Here is a 17,099-nt window from a genome sequence, read left to right on the forward strand (position 1 = left end):
GTGCGCAAGCGGCGGCGTGCCGTTCAGCATAAGGGTAAATGGGCCAGTTCGTTTCCCGGGTCTTTTCCGGAAATCGGCTTTAAAACGGCTGGTGTTCAGAAGCTTTCCCGCTTACAGAGAATTGGAATATTTCTTTGGTACCAGGGCTTTCCGCCAGAACCGCACGCGTTGAATCTCGCCGTTGAACCAGGAGCGTTTGTCCATGCGGGTGCCGATGGAAACCTTCGCCGATAGCGGGAGCGGCAAATATTCAATCTCCCCGGAAAGCTCCAGTTGCCCGTTCACGTAACCTTTCAGTTGCCTGTCTCGGTAGGTGAGCGTCATGGTGGCCCACTCTCCCACCGGGTGGGTTTTGGTAGAGTCAATGAGCGTGAGTGCGGCTTTCTCGGTGCGCATGAAGAAATCAGCGTACCACTGGTTTTGGTTGTTGAGCCGAAGTTCCAGCAGGATACGCCGTTGCCCGGTGGCCATGTCTTCCAGGTGCAGGAAACGTTGCTCTCTGTTGGCGGGCCCGGCGAAATGGGGCTTGAAGACCACCTCAATGGTGAATTCCTCGGCTCCGGCAATGGGGTTGTGGTTTACCAGCAGACCGTCGTCTTGTCCGTCAAAGCGCAGTACCTGCATGTCGCCTAGGCCCGGCTTGAGTGTAGGGTTTCCCAGCACAGCAGTGGCGTGTCCGCCAATGCCGGTGAGCGAATCCAGCGTCCAGTGCACCGGCTTCTGCACGGCGCAGGAAGAAATCACCCCGGATACCAGCAGCGCGAGAAGAACGGAAGAGGCATTTTTCATGGGCAATAAATCAGCACCAGCGTTTTAGGGCAGTTTTCCGGGAAACGGCTTTAAAGCAGTGGAAGTGAATCTTGAACTTTTCCTTTCACATCGGACGGTAGCAGGACGGCAAAGCATCGTCTTATCCTGATTCCGGCGAAGCTGTATTGTGACTACTTCACCTGCGGCTTCACCATTCTGTCGGCGAGTTCCAATTTCTGGGCTTTGAGTTCAGCAAAGACAATCTGGGCCATCTCGCGGGCACCCAGCTCATTGAAGTGCGTGTCGTCTTCCTTGCCCTGCGGATAGTTGGGGTGCTGGCCGGGCTGGAGGTACACAAACAGCAGCTTGGAGCTCTCGGGGCCGAGTTTCTGCAGCAGTTCCTGGCTTTTCCGGTCCAGGTCAATGAGGGCAACTTTCTGTTTTTGGGCCACAGAACGCACCAAGCCCGAGTAGACGGCGTGGGTTTCCTCCAGCTTTCCGGCGGCGTCAAATTTCCGGCGGGCGGCGGGGGTAATGAGCACGGGCGTCACGTTCTTCTTTCTTGCCTCAGAGATAAACCGCTCCAGATTGGCTTGGTAAGCAGCCTCAGAGGTGTAGCTTTTCTTCGTGGGCACCTCGTCATTGTGCCCGAACTGAATGAACAGGTAATCGCCGGCTTTCATGTGGGTGGCCACGGGCTGCCAGAGGTTCTCCTCCAGAAAGGTACGCGTGCTTCGGCCGTTTTTGGCGTGGTTTTCTATTTTCACTGTATTATCGAAGAAGTAGACAAAAGGCATGCCCCACCCCGTCTCGGGAAACGCCTTGGTTTCTTTGACGGACATGGTGGAGTCGCCAATCAGGTACACGGTAATGGGCGGCTTAGCCTGGTTCAGAAAAGACGTGAGCCCTAGGCAACCAAGGGCCAGGAAAAGGAAAATGGCTTTAAACTTCATCCGATAGCACAGTTATACATGATCATTACTCAGGCGGATCTCTTCCCTGCCAACACGCCAGACCTACAGGAAACTTCCTCCCGGCACTCCAGATTTAAGAACGATTTTGGAAAATCGCCTTAAAAACACCGATTGCCGTTACCACTCTACCCGGGCCAGCATGGGCGTCCCTCGTTTACAGAGTTGCAGCGCCAGTCCCCAGGGGTCGCGGAGCATGATCAGGTGCGAGCCGTCTTCTAACTTCTGGTCAGATACCAGGCTAGCCCCCGCCGCGCACAGCCGATCTTTGTCTTGAGTGGGGTTCTCGGAGACGAAGGCCAGGTGCACCAGCAAAGGATTCATGGTGCGGTACGCCGGTACTTCATGGACGGGGTTCAGGTAGATTTCCACCATGATCCGGCCGCTGTCATCGGCGAAGAACGTGGTGTAAGGGGCTTCTTTCTGTTGCCGAACCACTCGCATGCCCAAATGCTGGACATACCAGTCAGTCATGGCCAAAGGGTCTTCTACGTTAAGCGCAAAGTGTTCTAATTTCATAGTTCGGGTTTAAGACGTATGGCGTACTTCCTGTTTTAGGTACCGAATACGGCGGTAAACTGCGGTTCAGCAAACGGTCATCATCCAGAATCGCCTCTTCCTCCAGGCAACTGCGTTTCCTTTACCTGATAGGTAAAAGCGCAAACGATTGCATATCTCACCGTCTCTTAAATTTAGCACAAACTTTGCCAAAAGCATGAAAACCTTTCTTCTTATTTCAGCTTCAAACATGAATTTATTTCTTACATTTAAAGAAAGACGTTCTCTAACGTGCTGGGTAAGGCAAGCTGCTTTAGTTTCTCTTTCAAACTTGTAAAGCGAGAACAAGGCCGAAGATCCTTATCTTTTGTGCAACCGTTTACATAAAGTAATTCCCTTTAGGGACACCCCTTTTGCTGGCTGGTACCAGTCGTTGAAGACGCACATATAGAATCCATATGAAACTACCTTTGCTCGGACTTTTCCTGCTCCTGTCAGCGGGCTCCTGCCTGGCCCAGATGACCACCGGATTGACCGGAGTACGTGACACTTCGTTCTCCAACGCGGGCGCGTACCGGCAGGCCAAGAAGAAAAATCCGGAGATTAAACTGGTAGAGGAATTCAAACTGCCCTCGGTGCAGGAAAAGCGCAATCTGGTATACTGCCAGGTGGGAGACCGAAAACTTGCCCTGGATGCTTTTTACCCTAAAAAGAAAACCAAGACCAAAACACCCGCCATTCTCCTGATTCACGGGGGTGGCTGGCGCAGCGGAAACCGGGAACAACACATCCCGCTGGCGCAGCGGCTCGCCGATCTGGGCTACGCCTGTTTTACCGTGGAGTACCGCCTTTCCACCGAGGCCCTTTACCCCGCCGCCATCCTCGACCTGAAATCTGCCGTGCGCTGGCTAAGAACCAACGCCAGACAATTTAACCTGGACACTGCTAAAATAACCGCGCTGGGCTTTTCGGCGGGCGGAGAACTGGCTGCTTTCCTGGGCACTACCAACGAAAAACCTGAATTTGAAGGAGCGAACTGCCGGAGCGCAGTCTCCAGCCAAGTGCAGGCGGTAGTGGACATAGACGGCACCCTTTCCTTTGTGCACCCAGAATCAGGCGAGGGAAATGACACCAAAGGCACTTCGGCGGCCACGTACTGGTTCGGCTACCCCAAGAAAGAGAACTTCGCCCTATGGGAAGAAGCATCGCCGCTCACGCACGTGGGCAAAACTACCCCACCTTTCCTTTTCATCAACAGCGCCGTGGATCGCATGCACGCCGGCCGCGGTGATTTCCGGAAAGTGCTGGACCAGCACCGCATCTACTCAGAAGTACACACCTTCCCCAATACGCCCCACACGTTCCCGCTGTTCCATCCCTGGTTTGAACCCATGGTCGCCCACATTAACGCCTTCCTGAAGAAGATTTACCAGATCAAAAGATAAGCCTGCCATTAAGCAAAACAGTGAAAATGAGGAGTCAGCCCACCCGTTTTAAATTCAGGAGCGTTTCGGAGCTGTTTTCTGTAAAACAGCCCCGAAACGCTTTTTAGGTCAATGACCAGCTGATTCCATTTACTTCAGGCTTTTCATTCCTTCAAACACCAGGCGGGCCACCTCCTTTGCGCCGGCGGGCAGAAAGTGGGTGTTGTCTTTCTGCCCCTCGGGGTAGTTTTTGTATTGCCCGGCGGGCAGGTTCATGAAGTAGGTGTTGGTGACGTATTCCTGGCCTTTGGCCGAAAAAGATTCCATGGACAGCTGCTGCAGATCAATGAGCAACACGTTCAGTTCCTTGGCCACGTCTTTCACCGCCTGCGGATACTCGCCGTGTACGTTGCCAATCTTGCCGTCTTTCCAGGGATAGTTGCGGGCGACCGGCGTAAGCAGCACCGGAATGCCGCCTTTCTCACGGGTCTGGTTCACGTACAGCCGCAGAAACTCCTTGTAGCCCTGCACGGTCACGTACCGCTCGGGTTTGTCAACCGCCGCATCATTGTGCCCGAACTGGATCATCACCACATCATTCTTCTGCAGGTCTTTGTACACCTGGGCCCAGCGGCCTTCCTCAAAAAAGGTGCGGGTACTGCGTCCTCCGCGGGCTTTGTCCAGGAGCAGAACGCTGTCTCCGTTGATCAGGTGCTTCACCTTAGCCAGACTGTCTTTGACTAAAAACGGTTGGAACACCTGCCCCCACCCCATGATCGGGTACCGCTTGTTCAGGTAATCTTCGCCGTCATAATCAGAGTAATCGGCTACGGTAGAGTCTCCGATGAGATATACGCGCACTATTCCCTTTTTGAAAGGCGCAAACGCCATAGCGCCCAGGGCTACGGACAAGAGCAAAACAGCAAAAAACTTCTGATTCATTTTAGACCTGGTTTTATGAAAAGGGATAGAAAACGCCTTGGCTCCCCCTCCCTTCTACTGGTGATTATTGCAGCGAAACGGCCGCTTTGCCTAACTCTTTCCCTGTGGAGATTTGGGTGGCGGCACTGGCGAAATCCTTGCTCTCCAGCTTCACGTTTTTGGTGAGCGGCCCCATCACCTTCACCACCGGCTCTTTGTTCTGGTTGAAGGTGAGGCCCTGCACCTGGATGTCTTTGCTGTTGTAGATGGTCAGGGCCGGACCTTTCTCGGTGATCACTTTCACGTTCTTCAGGGAAATTCCCGAGGCATCCACCGCCGATATCCCTCTACGGGCTTTCAGGTAAGAATCCGCGATATTCACGTTCTGCAGGTTCATCTCAGGCAGGCCTTGCAGCGCCACCGCCTCATCTGCCCCCGAGACCGTGATGTTGCGCATCCAGATGTTCTTGAACGACGGAGTTTCCTCGGTGACCGGCACCAGTTTCTCTACCCTGGCCTCATCAGAGGCTTTCTGGTCTTCCTCTAGCACCGGCGAGTTGCCCCCGTAGAACAGGTTGAAGCTAATGGCCTGGGTGGGAATGTTGACCATGTCGATGTTGGAAATCCAGATGTTCTCCACCACGCCACCGCGGCCGCGCGTGCTCTTGAAACGCAACCCGATGTCTGTACCCATGAAGGTACAGTTAGACACGTGCACGTTCTTCACGCCGCCACTCATCTCACTGCCCACCACAAAGCCGCCGTGGCCGTGGTACACCACGTTGTTTTTCACGATCACGTTCTCGGTGGGTACGCCGCGCTCACGACCGTCTTTGTCCTTGCCCGACTTGAAGCAGATGGCGTCATCGCCTACGTCAAAGGTGTTGTTGTAAACCAGCGCGTTCTTGCAGGACTCCAGATCCAGCCCATCGCCGTTCTGCGAGTACCAGGGGTTGCGCACGTTCAGGTTGCGCAGGATGATGTCCTGGCACATGAGCGGGTGCAGGTTCCAGGCAGGCGAGTTCTGGAAGGTAGGGCCGTCCAGCAACACGGTTTTGCAGTTCACCAGACTCAGCATCACGGGGCGAAGGTAATCTTTCACGGCTTCAAACTGCTCTTTGGTTTGCAGATCGGGCACATTGAAGTTGCTGCCCTGGGTATCACCTTTCAAGGCTTTTTGGGTGGGATACCACATGTCGCCTTTGGCGTTGAGCACGCCGGTTTTGGTGAGTTCCTTCCATTGCGCTGCCGTCAGTTTGCTTTTCTTCACCGGGCGCCAGGCATCGCCGTTGCCGTCAAAGGTACCCTCGCCGGTGATGGCCACATTCTCCAGGTTGTTCCCCGAGATGGGGGACTGGCAGCGGTACGTATTCAGCCCCTCAAAACTGGTTTTCACCACGGGATAATCGTCAAAATCGCGGCTGAAGATGACCATGGCCCCGGCCTCGGCATGCAGGTCGATGTTGCTTTTCAGGACGATGGGCCCGGTGAGCCACAGCCCGCGTGGAATCACCACGTGCCCTCCGCCCTTGGCTGCCACGTCCTGGATAGCCTGCTCAAAGGCTTTGGTGTTCTTGGTGATGCCATCGCCCACGGCTCCGTATCTCGTGATGGATACGCTGTAGTCCGGGAACTTGGTTTCCTTCACCTTGGGCATGTCAAACTCAATGCCCTCGTAAATGGAAGCCGCTACGCTGGCGCTGGAAAAGTTACGACCAGTAGAAAGCTGGGGGCTGCCAGAAGCGGTACTGGCCGCCGGAGCCGAGGATTGCCGTTGGCAGGAGAACTGAAAGGCGCTCGCCAAGCCAAGGACCAATAAAAACCTGCTCTTTGCTACATTCTTCATAAGGATATGTTTACTCTTGAACTCTTATTTATACACTTCAAATGGGCTGTTCCAAGTATTTGCACGGCCTAAAACCACTTTTTATCTTCCTGGACGGTCCCAAATTTTATCATCCTGAATTCCCTCAGCTTTTATCCTCCTGCATCCCCAGTTGTCCTCCAGAATAATCCCACAAGATCCTGTCATCCTGAAAGGATCTTGAGAGCAAACTAGAACTGCTCTTTTCAACCACTACTGCCGTTCGCCACCATCCTTCCTCCAGTATGACTAGAAAGCGGGATGCAGTATGATCCCTTGTTTTAGGCCCATTTTACTGAAAACAGCCCCTAAACAAACCAACCAATTAGCCCTCGGTTGATCTTCTCAGAAGCCAATAACCTAGTTGGAGACGCCTTCCCGCTTGCTGGTGAGAACACGCAGCAAGGGCGATGGTACTTTCCTTCACTCCTCCTGAAGGATGTTGACAGAGAACCAGAACTGCCTATATGTATCGCTATTGTCGTTCGCTACCATTTTTCTCATGAAGACACAAAAGGCTTTTCTCTCACTATTTGGCCTTTAATAGCAGTTTATAACAGTATGCTCTTCTCTTTTTGTTTCTAAGCCGATTTTCTCAAAACAGCCCTAAAACGCGACCTCCCTTCTACTTCGTCACTCTGAACCAGTCATAATCGGCGTAGCCGGAGTCATTGGTTTTATCATCGCGCAGTGCGAACAAGCCCACTTTGGCCCCTATCCATTTGCCGGGCACGGCGGTGAAGACGCTCCCCGCGTTTTTGAAGTTCTGGCCGTCTTCTGAGTAGCTGAACTGGCACTGGGCGCCTTTACTCACCTGCACCCGGAACTGCACTTCGTTTCCGGTCAGTTTTCCTAACACCTGCTCTTTTTCAGGTGTGCCTTTGTCGGCTTTGAGGGCGGTGTTGTAGGTCAGGTACAGACCGTCCTTTCTGTTCACCACCGATATATAGCCGTAATCCATGCCCATCACCACCAGACCAGTGCGCTCGTTCTGCAGTTTAGGATTGGGCGTGAACCTGAGTTTGGTGGTCACGGTGAAATTCTCGGCGGGGAATTTCTGGAGCAGCAGGTTGGGCACATCCCAGAGGTTTTTACCGCCCTCGGGCATCTGATCCGTAAAAAGGCGCAAGTGACCTTTGTTGGAGGCGAAAGCCCAGGTGGCTTTGGGGTTGGCATGCCACTGCCACTGCAAGCCCAGCAGATGGCTGTCAAACTCGTCTGACTCGGCGGGCGTTGCCACGGGGAAGGTTTTGCCCACGTTTGGTTTTTTGAAGCGTAGAACGGGTTGGCCTTTTCCATCGCCGTCCGGGTCTTCGCCAATCACGGGCCAATCGTTCACCCACTTCATGGGCTGCAGGTGCACTACCCGGCCGTACGCTTCCTTGTCCTGAAAATGCAGGAACCAGTCCTCGCCGGTTTTGGTGTCTACCCAAGCGCCCTGGTGCGGACCGTTAATGGGTGTTTTGCCCTGGTCCATCACAATTTTCTCCTCGTAGGGTCCGTAGATGTTTTTAGACCGAAGCACCAGCTGCCAGCCCGTGGCCACGCCACCCGCCGGCGCGAAAATGTAGTAGTAGCCGTTCCGTTTGTAGAACTTGGGGCCTTCCACGGTGGGGTGCGCGTCATGGCCGTCAAACACCATCACGCCCTCGTCCAGCACTTGGGTGCCCTCGGGGTTCATGCGGTTCACGGTAAGCATGCTTTTCACGCCCGCCCGGCTCCCGGCCCAGCCGTGCACCAGGTAAGCGTTGCCGTCCTCGTCCCAGAACGGGCAGGAATCAATCAAGCCTTTGCCTTCCATCACCAACACGGGAGTTTCCCAGCGGCCCGCGGGGTTCCTGGTTTTCACCATGTAAATCCCGAAATCCGGATCGCCCCAGTAAATGTAGAACTCGCCTTTGTGGTGCCGGATGGCAGGCGCCCACACGCCATTGCCGTGCTGCGGCTTGGCAAAATGCTGGAAAGGCGGTAAACGGTCAATGGCGTACCCAATGATCTGCCAGTTTACCAGGTCCCTGGAATGCAGAATCTGTAAGCCCGGAATGGAACTGAAACTGGACGAGGTCATGTAGTAATCATCGCCCACACGGCAGACATCCGGATCAGAATAATCGGAGTTGAGTACGGGGTTTTGGTACGTTCCGTCGCCCTGGTCAGACACCCACACCTTTGAAACGGCGCTCGTCGGCAAAGCCACAGCGCCCGCTGAGGCGCTGGTGCTGGACATGGATACCTGGGTGCGGGTTTTCTCTGTTGTACAAGCGGTAAATAGCACCAGTAAACTCAGGGCAAGCTGTTTTTTAGAAAGCATGTAATCTATTTTTTTAGCACCAGACGGCACTTTTATCGCTTATTTAAAGGTCACGCGCTTGGTATCTTTTTCATTGCCCACCTGCACGAAAATGAAGTACAGGCCGCTGGGCAGCATTCTCCCCCGTTGATCGCCCCCGTTCCAGCGCACGTGGTGTCTCCAGCAGGAGCAATGTAAGTAGTTCATTTCCGAATTCGTTTCCTCTCCCTTCCTTCACAGGAAGAATCATCCTTGCATCTGTTTTACAGCCGATTTCCTGAAACGACCCTGAAAACCCACGCCCTCTTTTAACCGATCAGCGGAAGAAAGCAGACCTTGGTCACCCGGTTACTTACCGGCGGTGACTACCTGCCCGGGAACCCAGTCCCCGAAGATGTTTTTCAGGGAGTATTGCTTGGCTTCCTCCTCGGTGAGCTGCTTTGCCCAGTGCACGCGCCCGGTTCTGGAGGCACCCGGGCCGCTGGAGTTGAACTCGGCGTACAGTACTTGTTTCTCCGCTTCGGGTTTGTTCCAGTTGTGCCAGCCCTCCGGCCTGATGTGCTTGCCCAGGTAAGTATTGATAAACACCGTTTTGGCGAACGGGCGCCAGGGGCGGCCCAGGTAGTAGGACTTCTCGGGCGCATCCCCGGTGAGGCGGCAGTTCAGAAACACGAACCCGTACGGCGCGCCTTCCAGAGTGGAAGCGGCGGTGACAAAGTTTCCGCCTTTTTTGCTGAAGATCTCACAGTTCTCAAACACCGCCGTAGACCACCCGAAGATAAAATCAGTGGTGCCTTCTATGTAGCAGTTCTTGTAGTATTGGCGGCTTTTCTCGCCATGCGGGTAAAGGGTGTCCTGAAAACCCAGGAAGCGGCAGTTCTGGAACATCACCTTGTCGCCGTCAATGCGCACCGCCACCGCCTGCCCTACTGGACCCGCGGCGTTCTCAAATGTGAGGCTTTCGGCGGTGAAATCGTCCCCGAACACGAAGAAACTGGTGGAGCCGGTGGTGCCCATTTCCTCGCCAAACCGGTTCTTTTTAGACGCGTAATCGTCAAAGGTGAGAATGGTTTTCTTCACGTCCTCGCCTATCATCTTCACGGCGGTCTTGGAAGCGGGCAAAGTCAGTTTCTCTTTGTAGGTGCCGTTTTTGATGTAAATGGTGGTGACATTCTTCCGAAAATCGGGCACGGCGTTGATGGCTTCCTGCACGGTTTTAAAGGTTCCGCTGCCGTCTTTTGCTACCACAAAGTCATACTTCTGGGCCGGCGCGAGCAGAGCAGCGCCCAGAAAAATCAGCAGGATAAAAGTGCTTTTGAGGTTCATGCGCGATGCTTAGTTAGAGGCCGAGGCTTTGCCCATTTCTTCAAACTCCAGGGAGGCCATGATGAACGGCGACACGGCTTTGGGGTCGTTGTCGCGTTTCTGTTCGTTGATGTAGTACTCGTAGCTGCCGTCGCGGTACGGGGTTCCGCCCAGACCAGCCACCGCACACACGCTGGTGATGCTGATGGTACCGTCCTCGTTTTTCTTGATCAGGTTCTCCAGTAACCCTTTGTAGCCTTGGCGGGCGTCTTCCAGGTACTTTTGATCGATGTAGCCTTTCTTGGTGGCCTTCACCAGAAAGTACGTGAACATGCTGGAAACCGAGCCCTCCAGGTAATTTCCTTCCCGGCCGCCCTGGTCCACCACCTGCCACCACAAACCGGTTTCAGGATCCTGGTACTGGGCAATGGCCTGCGCCATCTTTTTGGTCACGCGCAACACCTCGCCGCGTTGCGGATGGTTCTGCGGCAGGTAATCCAGGGCATCTACCAGCGCCATGGACAGCCAGCCCATGGCCCGGCCCCACACGTTGGGCGACAGACCAGTTTCCGGATCGGCCCATTTCTGCTCGCGCTTCTCGTCCCAGGCGTGGTAGAACAGGCCTTTCTTCTCGTCCCAGGTGTGTTTGTCAATGAGGATGATTTGCTTCACCACGTCATCGTACAAAGCGGGTTCATTGAACTCAGTGGCATACTGCGCCAAAAACGGCGAGGCCATGTACAAGCCGTCCAGCCACATCTGGTGCGGATAGATTTTCTTGTGCCAGAAACCACCTTCCGAGGTTCGGGGGTGCGTGCGCATCTGGTCACGGAGCTCGTCAACCGCGATCTTATACTTCTGCTGGCCGGTTTCTTTGTACAGCCCGATCAGGAACTTGCCCGGGTTCACGCGGTCAATGTTGTAATCGGATTTCTTGTAGGTTTTGATTTTGCCATCGGCGGTAATCATGGTATCCGCGAAGGCCTTGATGTAGGTGAAATACTTCTGGTCGCCGGTTCGCTTCCAAACCCGCTCCAAAGCACTCGCGAAAAGCCCCTGCGTGTAATCCCACTTCGGCTCGCTGCGGAAATCAATCATCCAGCCCTGCGGGCTGCGCTTCATCTCAGAATCGGCCATCCAGACGGAGTACGGCTTACCGGAGGGGGCAGTGGCGGGCGCACCGGCCGTGGTGGTTTGACCCGAGCGGCACCCCAGAGTGAGGACGGAGAAAGCAAGTAGGGCGTAGTGAGCAAGCTTCATATAGGTACTAGAAAAAATTCTTGAAAGCGGTGTTTTAGGGTCGATTTTCAGAAAACGAGTCGAAAACTCATTGCGTGGGGTTCCAGTGGTCGTCTCCTGCCAGAATCCGTTCCGGCTTGTATTTCCGGGCTTCTTTCCAGGAAAGTTGCTTGGACCAGGCGACCCGTTTCTCAGGAGCCGCGCCCGGCCCGGTGGATTTATACTCAGCGTAGAGGGCGGTTTTCTCAGCGTCTGGTTTGTTCCAGTTGTGCCAGCCCTCGGGCAGGATGTGAGCGCCCAATTCAGTATTCAGGAAAACCGTCTGGGCATAAGGTCGCCACGGCCGGCCCAGGTAAACTTTGGTAGCCTGCGGCGCTGACGTGGTGATGGTGCAATTGAGGAAAACGAAGCCATACGGCTGGTGCTGCGGCGTAGAGGCGGCGGTGATGTAGGAGTTCTTTTTGCAATGGATGGTGCAGTTCTGGAACACCGCTGTGGCAGGCCCAAAGATAAAGTCGGTGGTGCCTTCTATGTAGCAGTTCACGTAGTACTGGCGGCTGTTGTCTACCCCGGCGTAAACGGTATCCTGATCGCCCAGAATGCGGCAGTTCCTGAACACGCAGCGGTCGGCCTCCACGTGCAGGGCCACAGCCTGCCCCACAGGACCGGCATCGTTCTGGAAGGTGAGGTTTTCGGCCCGAAATCCGTTTCCCTGCACCAAAACGGTGTACGACGTGAAGGTGTTGATCTGGCCTTTGCCCGAGTAATCATTCCAGACGATGATGGTTTTGTCCCGGTCTTCGCCCAGGAAAGTGAGGTTGGTTTTCCAGGAGGAGATCACGAGCTTCTCGCGGTAAATGCCGTTTTTGATGAGTATTTCAATCCGCTCGTTGGGAAAGGCCGGAATGGCATCTACCGCGCTCTGGATGGTGGCATGATCGCCGCTGCCATCCTGGGTCACCACTAGGCGCTTTTGCTGCCCATTTGCAGAAAGCACCGCCAAAACGCCAATCAGAAAGAAACCGAACCACTTTTTCATGATCTTTCCTTTAGTTAACCAGGCTGTTTAAGTACACTTCCAAGTTAGTGTAGTGCTTGTCCAGGGTGAACGCGGCGGCATCAGCGGCACTGGCCGGGTTCAGTTTCTGCTTTGTTTCCCACGCATCGGGCAGGCCGTCCTGGTCTTGGTCCTGAGGGGCGGGAGCGGTTTTCAGCTGCGGGAAACCACCCACGTCACGCTGAGAGTCAATGATGCCGTTTTTCTTTTTGCCGCTGGTGGAGGTACCGGTTCGCACTTCCTGCACAATACGCGCATCCACGGCGTCTCTTTTCAGACTCGCGCCCGCATGGGCCAACACCGCCTCCAGAGCTGCTTTGGGTTCCTGCACCTGAATGGAGATGGTCGCAAAAGGCTGACTGGCTTTCACGAACTGCACCGAGTCCATGTTGTCTGGCTGAATGCCTCCGGCCCAGTTGTCTTTGCTGACGTCGGCAAACCCCTCCACCTGATTTCCGGCCACGTAGAATTTCCCGTAGGGCGCCGATGGGTTGACAATCCGGTTGCGCTTAGATTCCAGCGTGGCGGGCCCGGGCTTGAAGTAGTTGTTCACCAGATTGTAGCGGCCTTTTTCTCCGCCGTAAATGCTGTTGTGGCCCCAGTTGTAGATCACATTGTTCGTAAAATCCACCAATTCACCCGCAGGGTTGGGCACCGATTTGGACCCGCTGAACCGTGGGTTCCGGCTGTTGTTGCTGGCGATGAGGTTGTGGTGAAACGAGGCTCCCTCGCCTCCCCAGATGCCGCCGTAGCCGTGGTCTCCTTTGGCGTGCACCGAGGCGTTCAGGGCTTCGGCAATGATGCTCCACTGCAGGGTGAAGTTCTTGTTGTAGTAGAAGGAGGCGCATTCATCGGTGGCCCAGCTCATGGAGCAATGGTCGATGATGATGTTGCTATTACCTCGGTTGGCCCCGAACGCATCGGCCTGCTGGGCTTTCTCATCGCCCAACCGGAACCGCAGGTAACGCACAATCACGTTATCGGCTTTGATGCTGACCTGGTAATTCTTCAGACAGATGCCCTCGCCGGGTGCCGATTGGCCGGCAATGGTTAGGTCACCGTTGTTGATGTCCAGCGGTGACTGCAGTTCAATGGTGCCCGCCACCGCAAACACAATCATGCGGGGGCCTTTCTTGCGGATGGCTTCGCGCAGACTTCCCGGACCAGAGTCAGCGAGGGTAGAAACGATCAGGGTTTGGCCTCCGCGCCCGCCGGTCGTGAACTTCCCGAACCCTTCGGCCCCGGGAAATGCCAGTACCTGCGTCTGCTCACCAGCCGAGTCAGCCGGAGCGGGCGCTTCCGTGGTTTTAGCTGGTGTTTCACCCGCCTGACCTACCGGCGCAGAGCCTACTTTCTGGGCGCAACCGGCCACCATCACCATCTGGAACGCCAACCCCAGGCAGGTACTCGCTACTCTATTGTTTCTGTTTTTCATGTAGTTCTACTTACTAAACTATTCCCGGCAGGACCGTTTCCAGCGTCTTTTCCAAAAATCAGGCTAAAAACGAGTGCACCTCTTTGAAATAAGACAAGTCTATGGTCACTCCCATTTCAGCTTCTTTCCGATGCCTTCCGTTTTGAGGCAGTTTTCAGAAAAACAGCCCTAAAGCCGATTTTACCTGGACACCGTCACTTTCACCGGATTTGCCAGTTCCTCAGCGGTTCTGGTGATGTATTGCCGGAACTGCTCTTCGGTTTTGATGCCGTTCGGTTCCAGCTCCCAGGCGGCCAGAAAATAGTAGCTGGCCTGCCCGTTGGTAGGTTTCAGCTGCACCACGTGGCTCAGCGGATCATCGGAGAAGGAATTAAAATCCTGGGAATGGAACAGCACCGCAATCCCGATGTTGTCGGCCGGTTTGTTCAGGGTCTGGGCGCCATAGGTGTACATGTACCCGAAGCGTTTACCGGCCTCGCCGGGGTCGCTCACCAGTTTCGCGGCTTTGTCTTTGATGAGGCCCGTGGCCAGGTTCTGGGGCTGCCCGCCCTCCAGCCGGATCTGGTGGTGGGTCATGCGGGTACCGGCGTGGATGCTCAGTTGGGAGTGCACGTTCAACTTGTGGCCCGCCGCCTGCCACCCGTAGTACTGGGTGAGGATGGAGGAATACACCGGGCCGTTCTGGTTGATTTTGCTGTAGGTGCTGTCTGTTTTCTCCACCCGCACGGCTTTGCCGTTGTCATACATAGCCAAGGTACCAACGCCCAGGGCTTTCCCTACTTTGAGCACGTCCATGCCCCAGGGCTGCGGGTTGTGGTAAGAGTCATAGCCATCTAGCCCCACTTTCTGCAACACCATCTCGGGTGTTTTCTTCCCGAACACGTCCACGGCATTGCGCCAGTCCAGGTAAAAACGGTAGCCCACTTTGTCTGACTCCCAACCCGGGCCCTCGTAGCGGAGGTAGTAGGAATGGTCAGTCAGTTCACTGGGAACGCGTAGGGAATCAATGTTCTGGAAAGTACCGCCTACGTATTTCCGTTTATCCCAGGCACCGCCTACTTTCTTAGAAAGCTCGGCCTGGGTACGTTTGGGATACGTGCGCGGATTGGCTCCTGCCGGATGGTATTGCACCGTCAGTTTACGAGTTTCGCCAGCCGCCATCTGGTCCAACACCAACGCGATGCCCCGGTTTTCCTGGTCTTGGCCGTTGTACTGGCTGGGGATTTCCGTGGTACCGTCGGTCACGATGAACGCGTTCCGGTTGAAAGCCGCCTGTTTCCTGGGTAACTCCTCTTCCCTGATGAGCACCAACACACTCTCCCGCTCCCGAGCCAGGGGGTTGGCTACTGCTACCGTGAACGATTCAGGAAATTCAGCGGAGGCTGCGTTCTGCGAAGGTTGGCTGGTAGTACAACCCAGATTCTGCAGAAGCAGGAATACGAAAATTCCATTGGTCCATTTTTTTATGCTACTCGTCATGATTTCTGTAGGTGCTAAGTAAATCCTACCAAGGGCAGAAATACTGTTCTGATTCTGTTTAGGAGCCCTTTTTAGAAAACAGGCACTAAACGGTTTTCAATGTCTACCCCCTCGCCCGCAGGAAGGAGTAGAGGTATGATCAGATTTAGTTCCAACCATACCTCTCTCGTTCTTCATACCATCACAAAGACGTATTCAGGTGGCCTACTGCGCCCATCTGGGGTCACCCAGGGCAGCTCCCCCTACCCCGGCGGTTCTTAGTTCTGAACCTACTGGCAAGGTGAAATCTGTGGTGGTGGCAGTCCAGCCCAAATCAATGGTTTTATTGTTGGATCTGGTCACATAATCTGGGAAAGTAAGTGGCGCCAACGGGCTGCCTCCTTCCAGCTTAAAGTAGTTATTGTAGTTGAAATTCATGGTTGAGCTACTACCGGCCCGAATGGCAGCTCCACCCGCTACCAACTGGCCTGGTTTAGGAGAGTTCGCGATGATGCTGTTTTGCATGGTAAAATTCACGTTTATGCTGCTCGCATCAAACAGGATGTTCTCTCTGCCGCCTGATCCAAAATTGTTCAAAGTCACTTTATCCACGAAGAAGGTGGGCCGGTTAGTTGGCATGAAGGCCGTAGCGTAGCTAATGAAACCTCGGCCTGCTTCATTGAAGGTAGAGTTGGTCACTTCCAGCTTATTCAGGTCCAGTTTGTCCAGCATAAACGTCTGGTAATTATCCACTCCGTTTTTTGAAACAATGCTGTTGTCAACTTTGATGAAATCAATTTTTTGTGCCCCTACGGCACCTCGGTTCCCCCTCATGAAAGCACTTTTGAAGTCATGGACAATAACACTCTCAATAGTGATAGAAGTCAACGTTGCCTCTGCCGCATCTATGTTGATGAAGTAGCCGGCATTTGCTTCTCCGGCTGCGTTTCTGCCATCAAACTCAATCCCCATGATACGGACCCCAGCACCCGTTCCTTTGAGCGTGATTTCTTTAAACAGCACCTTCACATCTTTGGGGTTACCGGTGGTAGATCTAATGGTGAGCTGCTTACCGGTGATAAGGATATTAGCCGCCGATGCATCATAGGTACCTGGGGCTAAGCCTATCACCTGTCCGTTTGTAGCGGCGGTTACAGCGGCTACCACGTCTGCACTGGGTTCCAGTATTACATCAAACAAACTAGGCTCCTTGGTGGTGAACGAGCTAACCCCTTTGCTAGTGGCACCGGCAAAGATTTCGGCCGTATAGGCCGTTTGAGCAGTTAAGCCGGTCAGCTTTATCTGTCTCTCCGTTAAGTTTTCTGCGGTCAGGGCCATCTCGGTGGCAGTGCCTCCGGCGGAAGTTAAAACAATTCTGGTTAAACCGGGGGTTTCCCGCCATCTCAGAATCACAGACCTGTCGGTCAGCTCAGTTGGCATCACTGTTGCGAAAATTTGTTCTCCTGTGATCCGGAACAAGGGACTTACCATCCAGTTTGACGCAGCCGCGTTCTCATAGGCATTCGCCCGGATGCGGGCATAGTAGTCTTGCTTTATGTCCAGTTGTTTATCTGTGAGCACGGCATACGCCGTGTCTACCACCACAGAGTGCTCCACGTTCTGAAAGTCCTGGCTTTTGGCAACCTCTACGGTATAAGTCACCCCTTCCCCGTTGGAAAACAGTGACGGATTCCACTGGAGCACTGCTTGGGTTTCTCCGTTGGTAGTTTTCACATTCACCGGCGTAAAGGCACGCTTCAGATCTGCGTCCATGACTTCGTCATCTTCCTTACACGCAACGTTGCTCACGGCCAGACAGGCCAGCAGCAACAGTGTTTTAAAAGAATGTATTCTGGCTATTAATTTCATGTCTTCAGTAGGTTAGAT

The 17,099-nt window shown here is 54.3% G+C and carries 14 protein-coding genes; 1 reads left to right on the top strand and 13 read right to left on the bottom strand.

The window, feature by feature from the left end; genetic code table 11:
- Positions 1-111: 111 nt before the first annotated feature.
- The 3 genes from H7U12_RS15815 to H7U12_RS15825 form a co-directional block, all read right to left on the bottom strand.
- A complete protein-coding gene (locus tag H7U12_RS15815; RefSeq protein ID WP_186639759.1) occupies positions 112-789 on the bottom strand; it encodes a LamG domain-containing protein in 678 nt (225 codons plus the stop codon).
- A 152-nt stretch (positions 790-941) separates the two neighbouring features.
- On the bottom strand, positions 942-1,703 hold the full coding sequence (locus tag H7U12_RS15820; protein WP_186639761.1) for a rhamnogalacturonan acetylesterase: 762 nt from the start codon (positions 1,701-1,703) through the stop codon (positions 942-944).
- A gap of 138 nt (positions 1,704-1,841) precedes the next feature.
- The gene (locus H7U12_RS15825; RefSeq protein ID WP_186639763.1) at positions 1,842-2,240 is read right to left on the bottom strand and encodes a VOC family protein; all 399 of its coding nucleotides are present in this window, start codon (positions 2,238-2,240) and stop codon (positions 1,842-1,844) included.
- A 437-nt stretch (positions 2,241-2,677) separates the two neighbouring features.
- Here H7U12_RS15825 and H7U12_RS15830 point away from each other — a divergent pair, with 437 nt between their 5' ends.
- Positions 2,678-3,664: an alpha/beta hydrolase gene (locus tag H7U12_RS15830; protein ID WP_186639765.1), complete on the top strand. Its 987-nt coding sequence runs from the start codon at positions 2,678-2,680 to the stop codon at positions 3,662-3,664.
- 129 nt (positions 3,665-3,793) lie between these two features.
- Here H7U12_RS15830 and H7U12_RS15835 read toward each other — a convergent pair whose 3' ends face one another.
- From H7U12_RS15835 to H7U12_RS15880, 10 genes are all read right to left on the bottom strand, one after another.
- Positions 3,794-4,585 (bottom strand): rhamnogalacturonan acetylesterase, encoded by a 792-nt coding sequence (locus H7U12_RS15835; protein ID WP_186639767.1) that lies wholly within the window; start codon positions 4,583-4,585, stop codon positions 3,794-3,796.
- Positions 4,586-4,649: 64 nt separating this feature from the next.
- Positions 4,650-6,410: a glycoside hydrolase family 28 protein gene (locus H7U12_RS15840; RefSeq protein ID WP_186639769.1), complete on the bottom strand. Its 1,761-nt coding sequence runs from the start codon at positions 6,408-6,410 to the stop codon at positions 4,650-4,652.
- A 643-nt stretch (positions 6,411-7,053) separates the two neighbouring features.
- Complete coding sequence (locus tag H7U12_RS15845) at positions 7,054-8,655, bottom strand: glycoside hydrolase family 43 protein (RefSeq protein ID WP_186639826.1); 1,602 nt, start codon at positions 8,653-8,655, stop codon at positions 7,054-7,056.
- 123 nt (positions 8,656-8,778) lie between these two features.
- The gene (locus H7U12_RS15850; protein WP_186639771.1) at positions 8,779-8,925 is read right to left on the bottom strand and encodes a hypothetical protein; all 147 of its coding nucleotides are present in this window, start codon (positions 8,923-8,925) and stop codon (positions 8,779-8,781) included.
- 141 nt (positions 8,926-9,066) lie between these two features.
- Positions 9,067-10,044, bottom strand: coding sequence for a pectinesterase family protein (locus tag H7U12_RS15855; RefSeq protein ID WP_186639773.1), 978 nt, complete (start codon positions 10,042-10,044; stop codon positions 9,067-9,069).
- A gap of 9 nt (positions 10,045-10,053) precedes the next feature.
- Complete coding sequence (locus H7U12_RS15860; RefSeq protein WP_186639775.1) at positions 10,054-11,283, bottom strand: glycoside hydrolase family 88/105 protein; 1,230 nt, start codon at positions 11,281-11,283, stop codon at positions 10,054-10,056.
- Between the two features lie 67 nt (positions 11,284-11,350).
- Entirely contained in the window at positions 11,351-12,301 is a 951-nt protein-coding gene (locus H7U12_RS15865; protein WP_186639777.1) for a pectinesterase family protein, read from the bottom strand.
- 10 nt (positions 12,302-12,311) lie between these two features.
- Positions 12,312-13,754, bottom strand: coding sequence for a pectate lyase family protein (locus tag H7U12_RS15870; RefSeq protein ID WP_241749469.1), 1,443 nt, complete (start codon positions 13,752-13,754; stop codon positions 12,312-12,314).
- Positions 13,755-13,934: 180 nt separating this feature from the next.
- Entirely contained in the window at positions 13,935-15,233 is a 1,299-nt protein-coding gene (locus H7U12_RS15875; protein ID WP_186639779.1) for a DUF4861 domain-containing protein, read from the bottom strand.
- 204 nt (positions 15,234-15,437) lie between these two features.
- Positions 15,438-17,081 carry a DUF4957 domain-containing protein gene (locus H7U12_RS15880; RefSeq protein ID WP_186639781.1) on the bottom strand — a complete coding sequence of 548 codons (1,644 nt, stop codon included), beginning with the start codon at positions 17,079-17,081 and terminating at the stop codon, positions 15,438-15,440.
- Between the last annotated feature and the right edge of the window lie 18 nt (positions 17,082-17,099).

The organism is Rufibacter sediminis (assembly GCF_014269285.1).
Lineage (GTDB): Bacteria > Bacteroidota > Bacteroidia > Cytophagales > Hymenobacteraceae > Nibribacter > Nibribacter sediminis.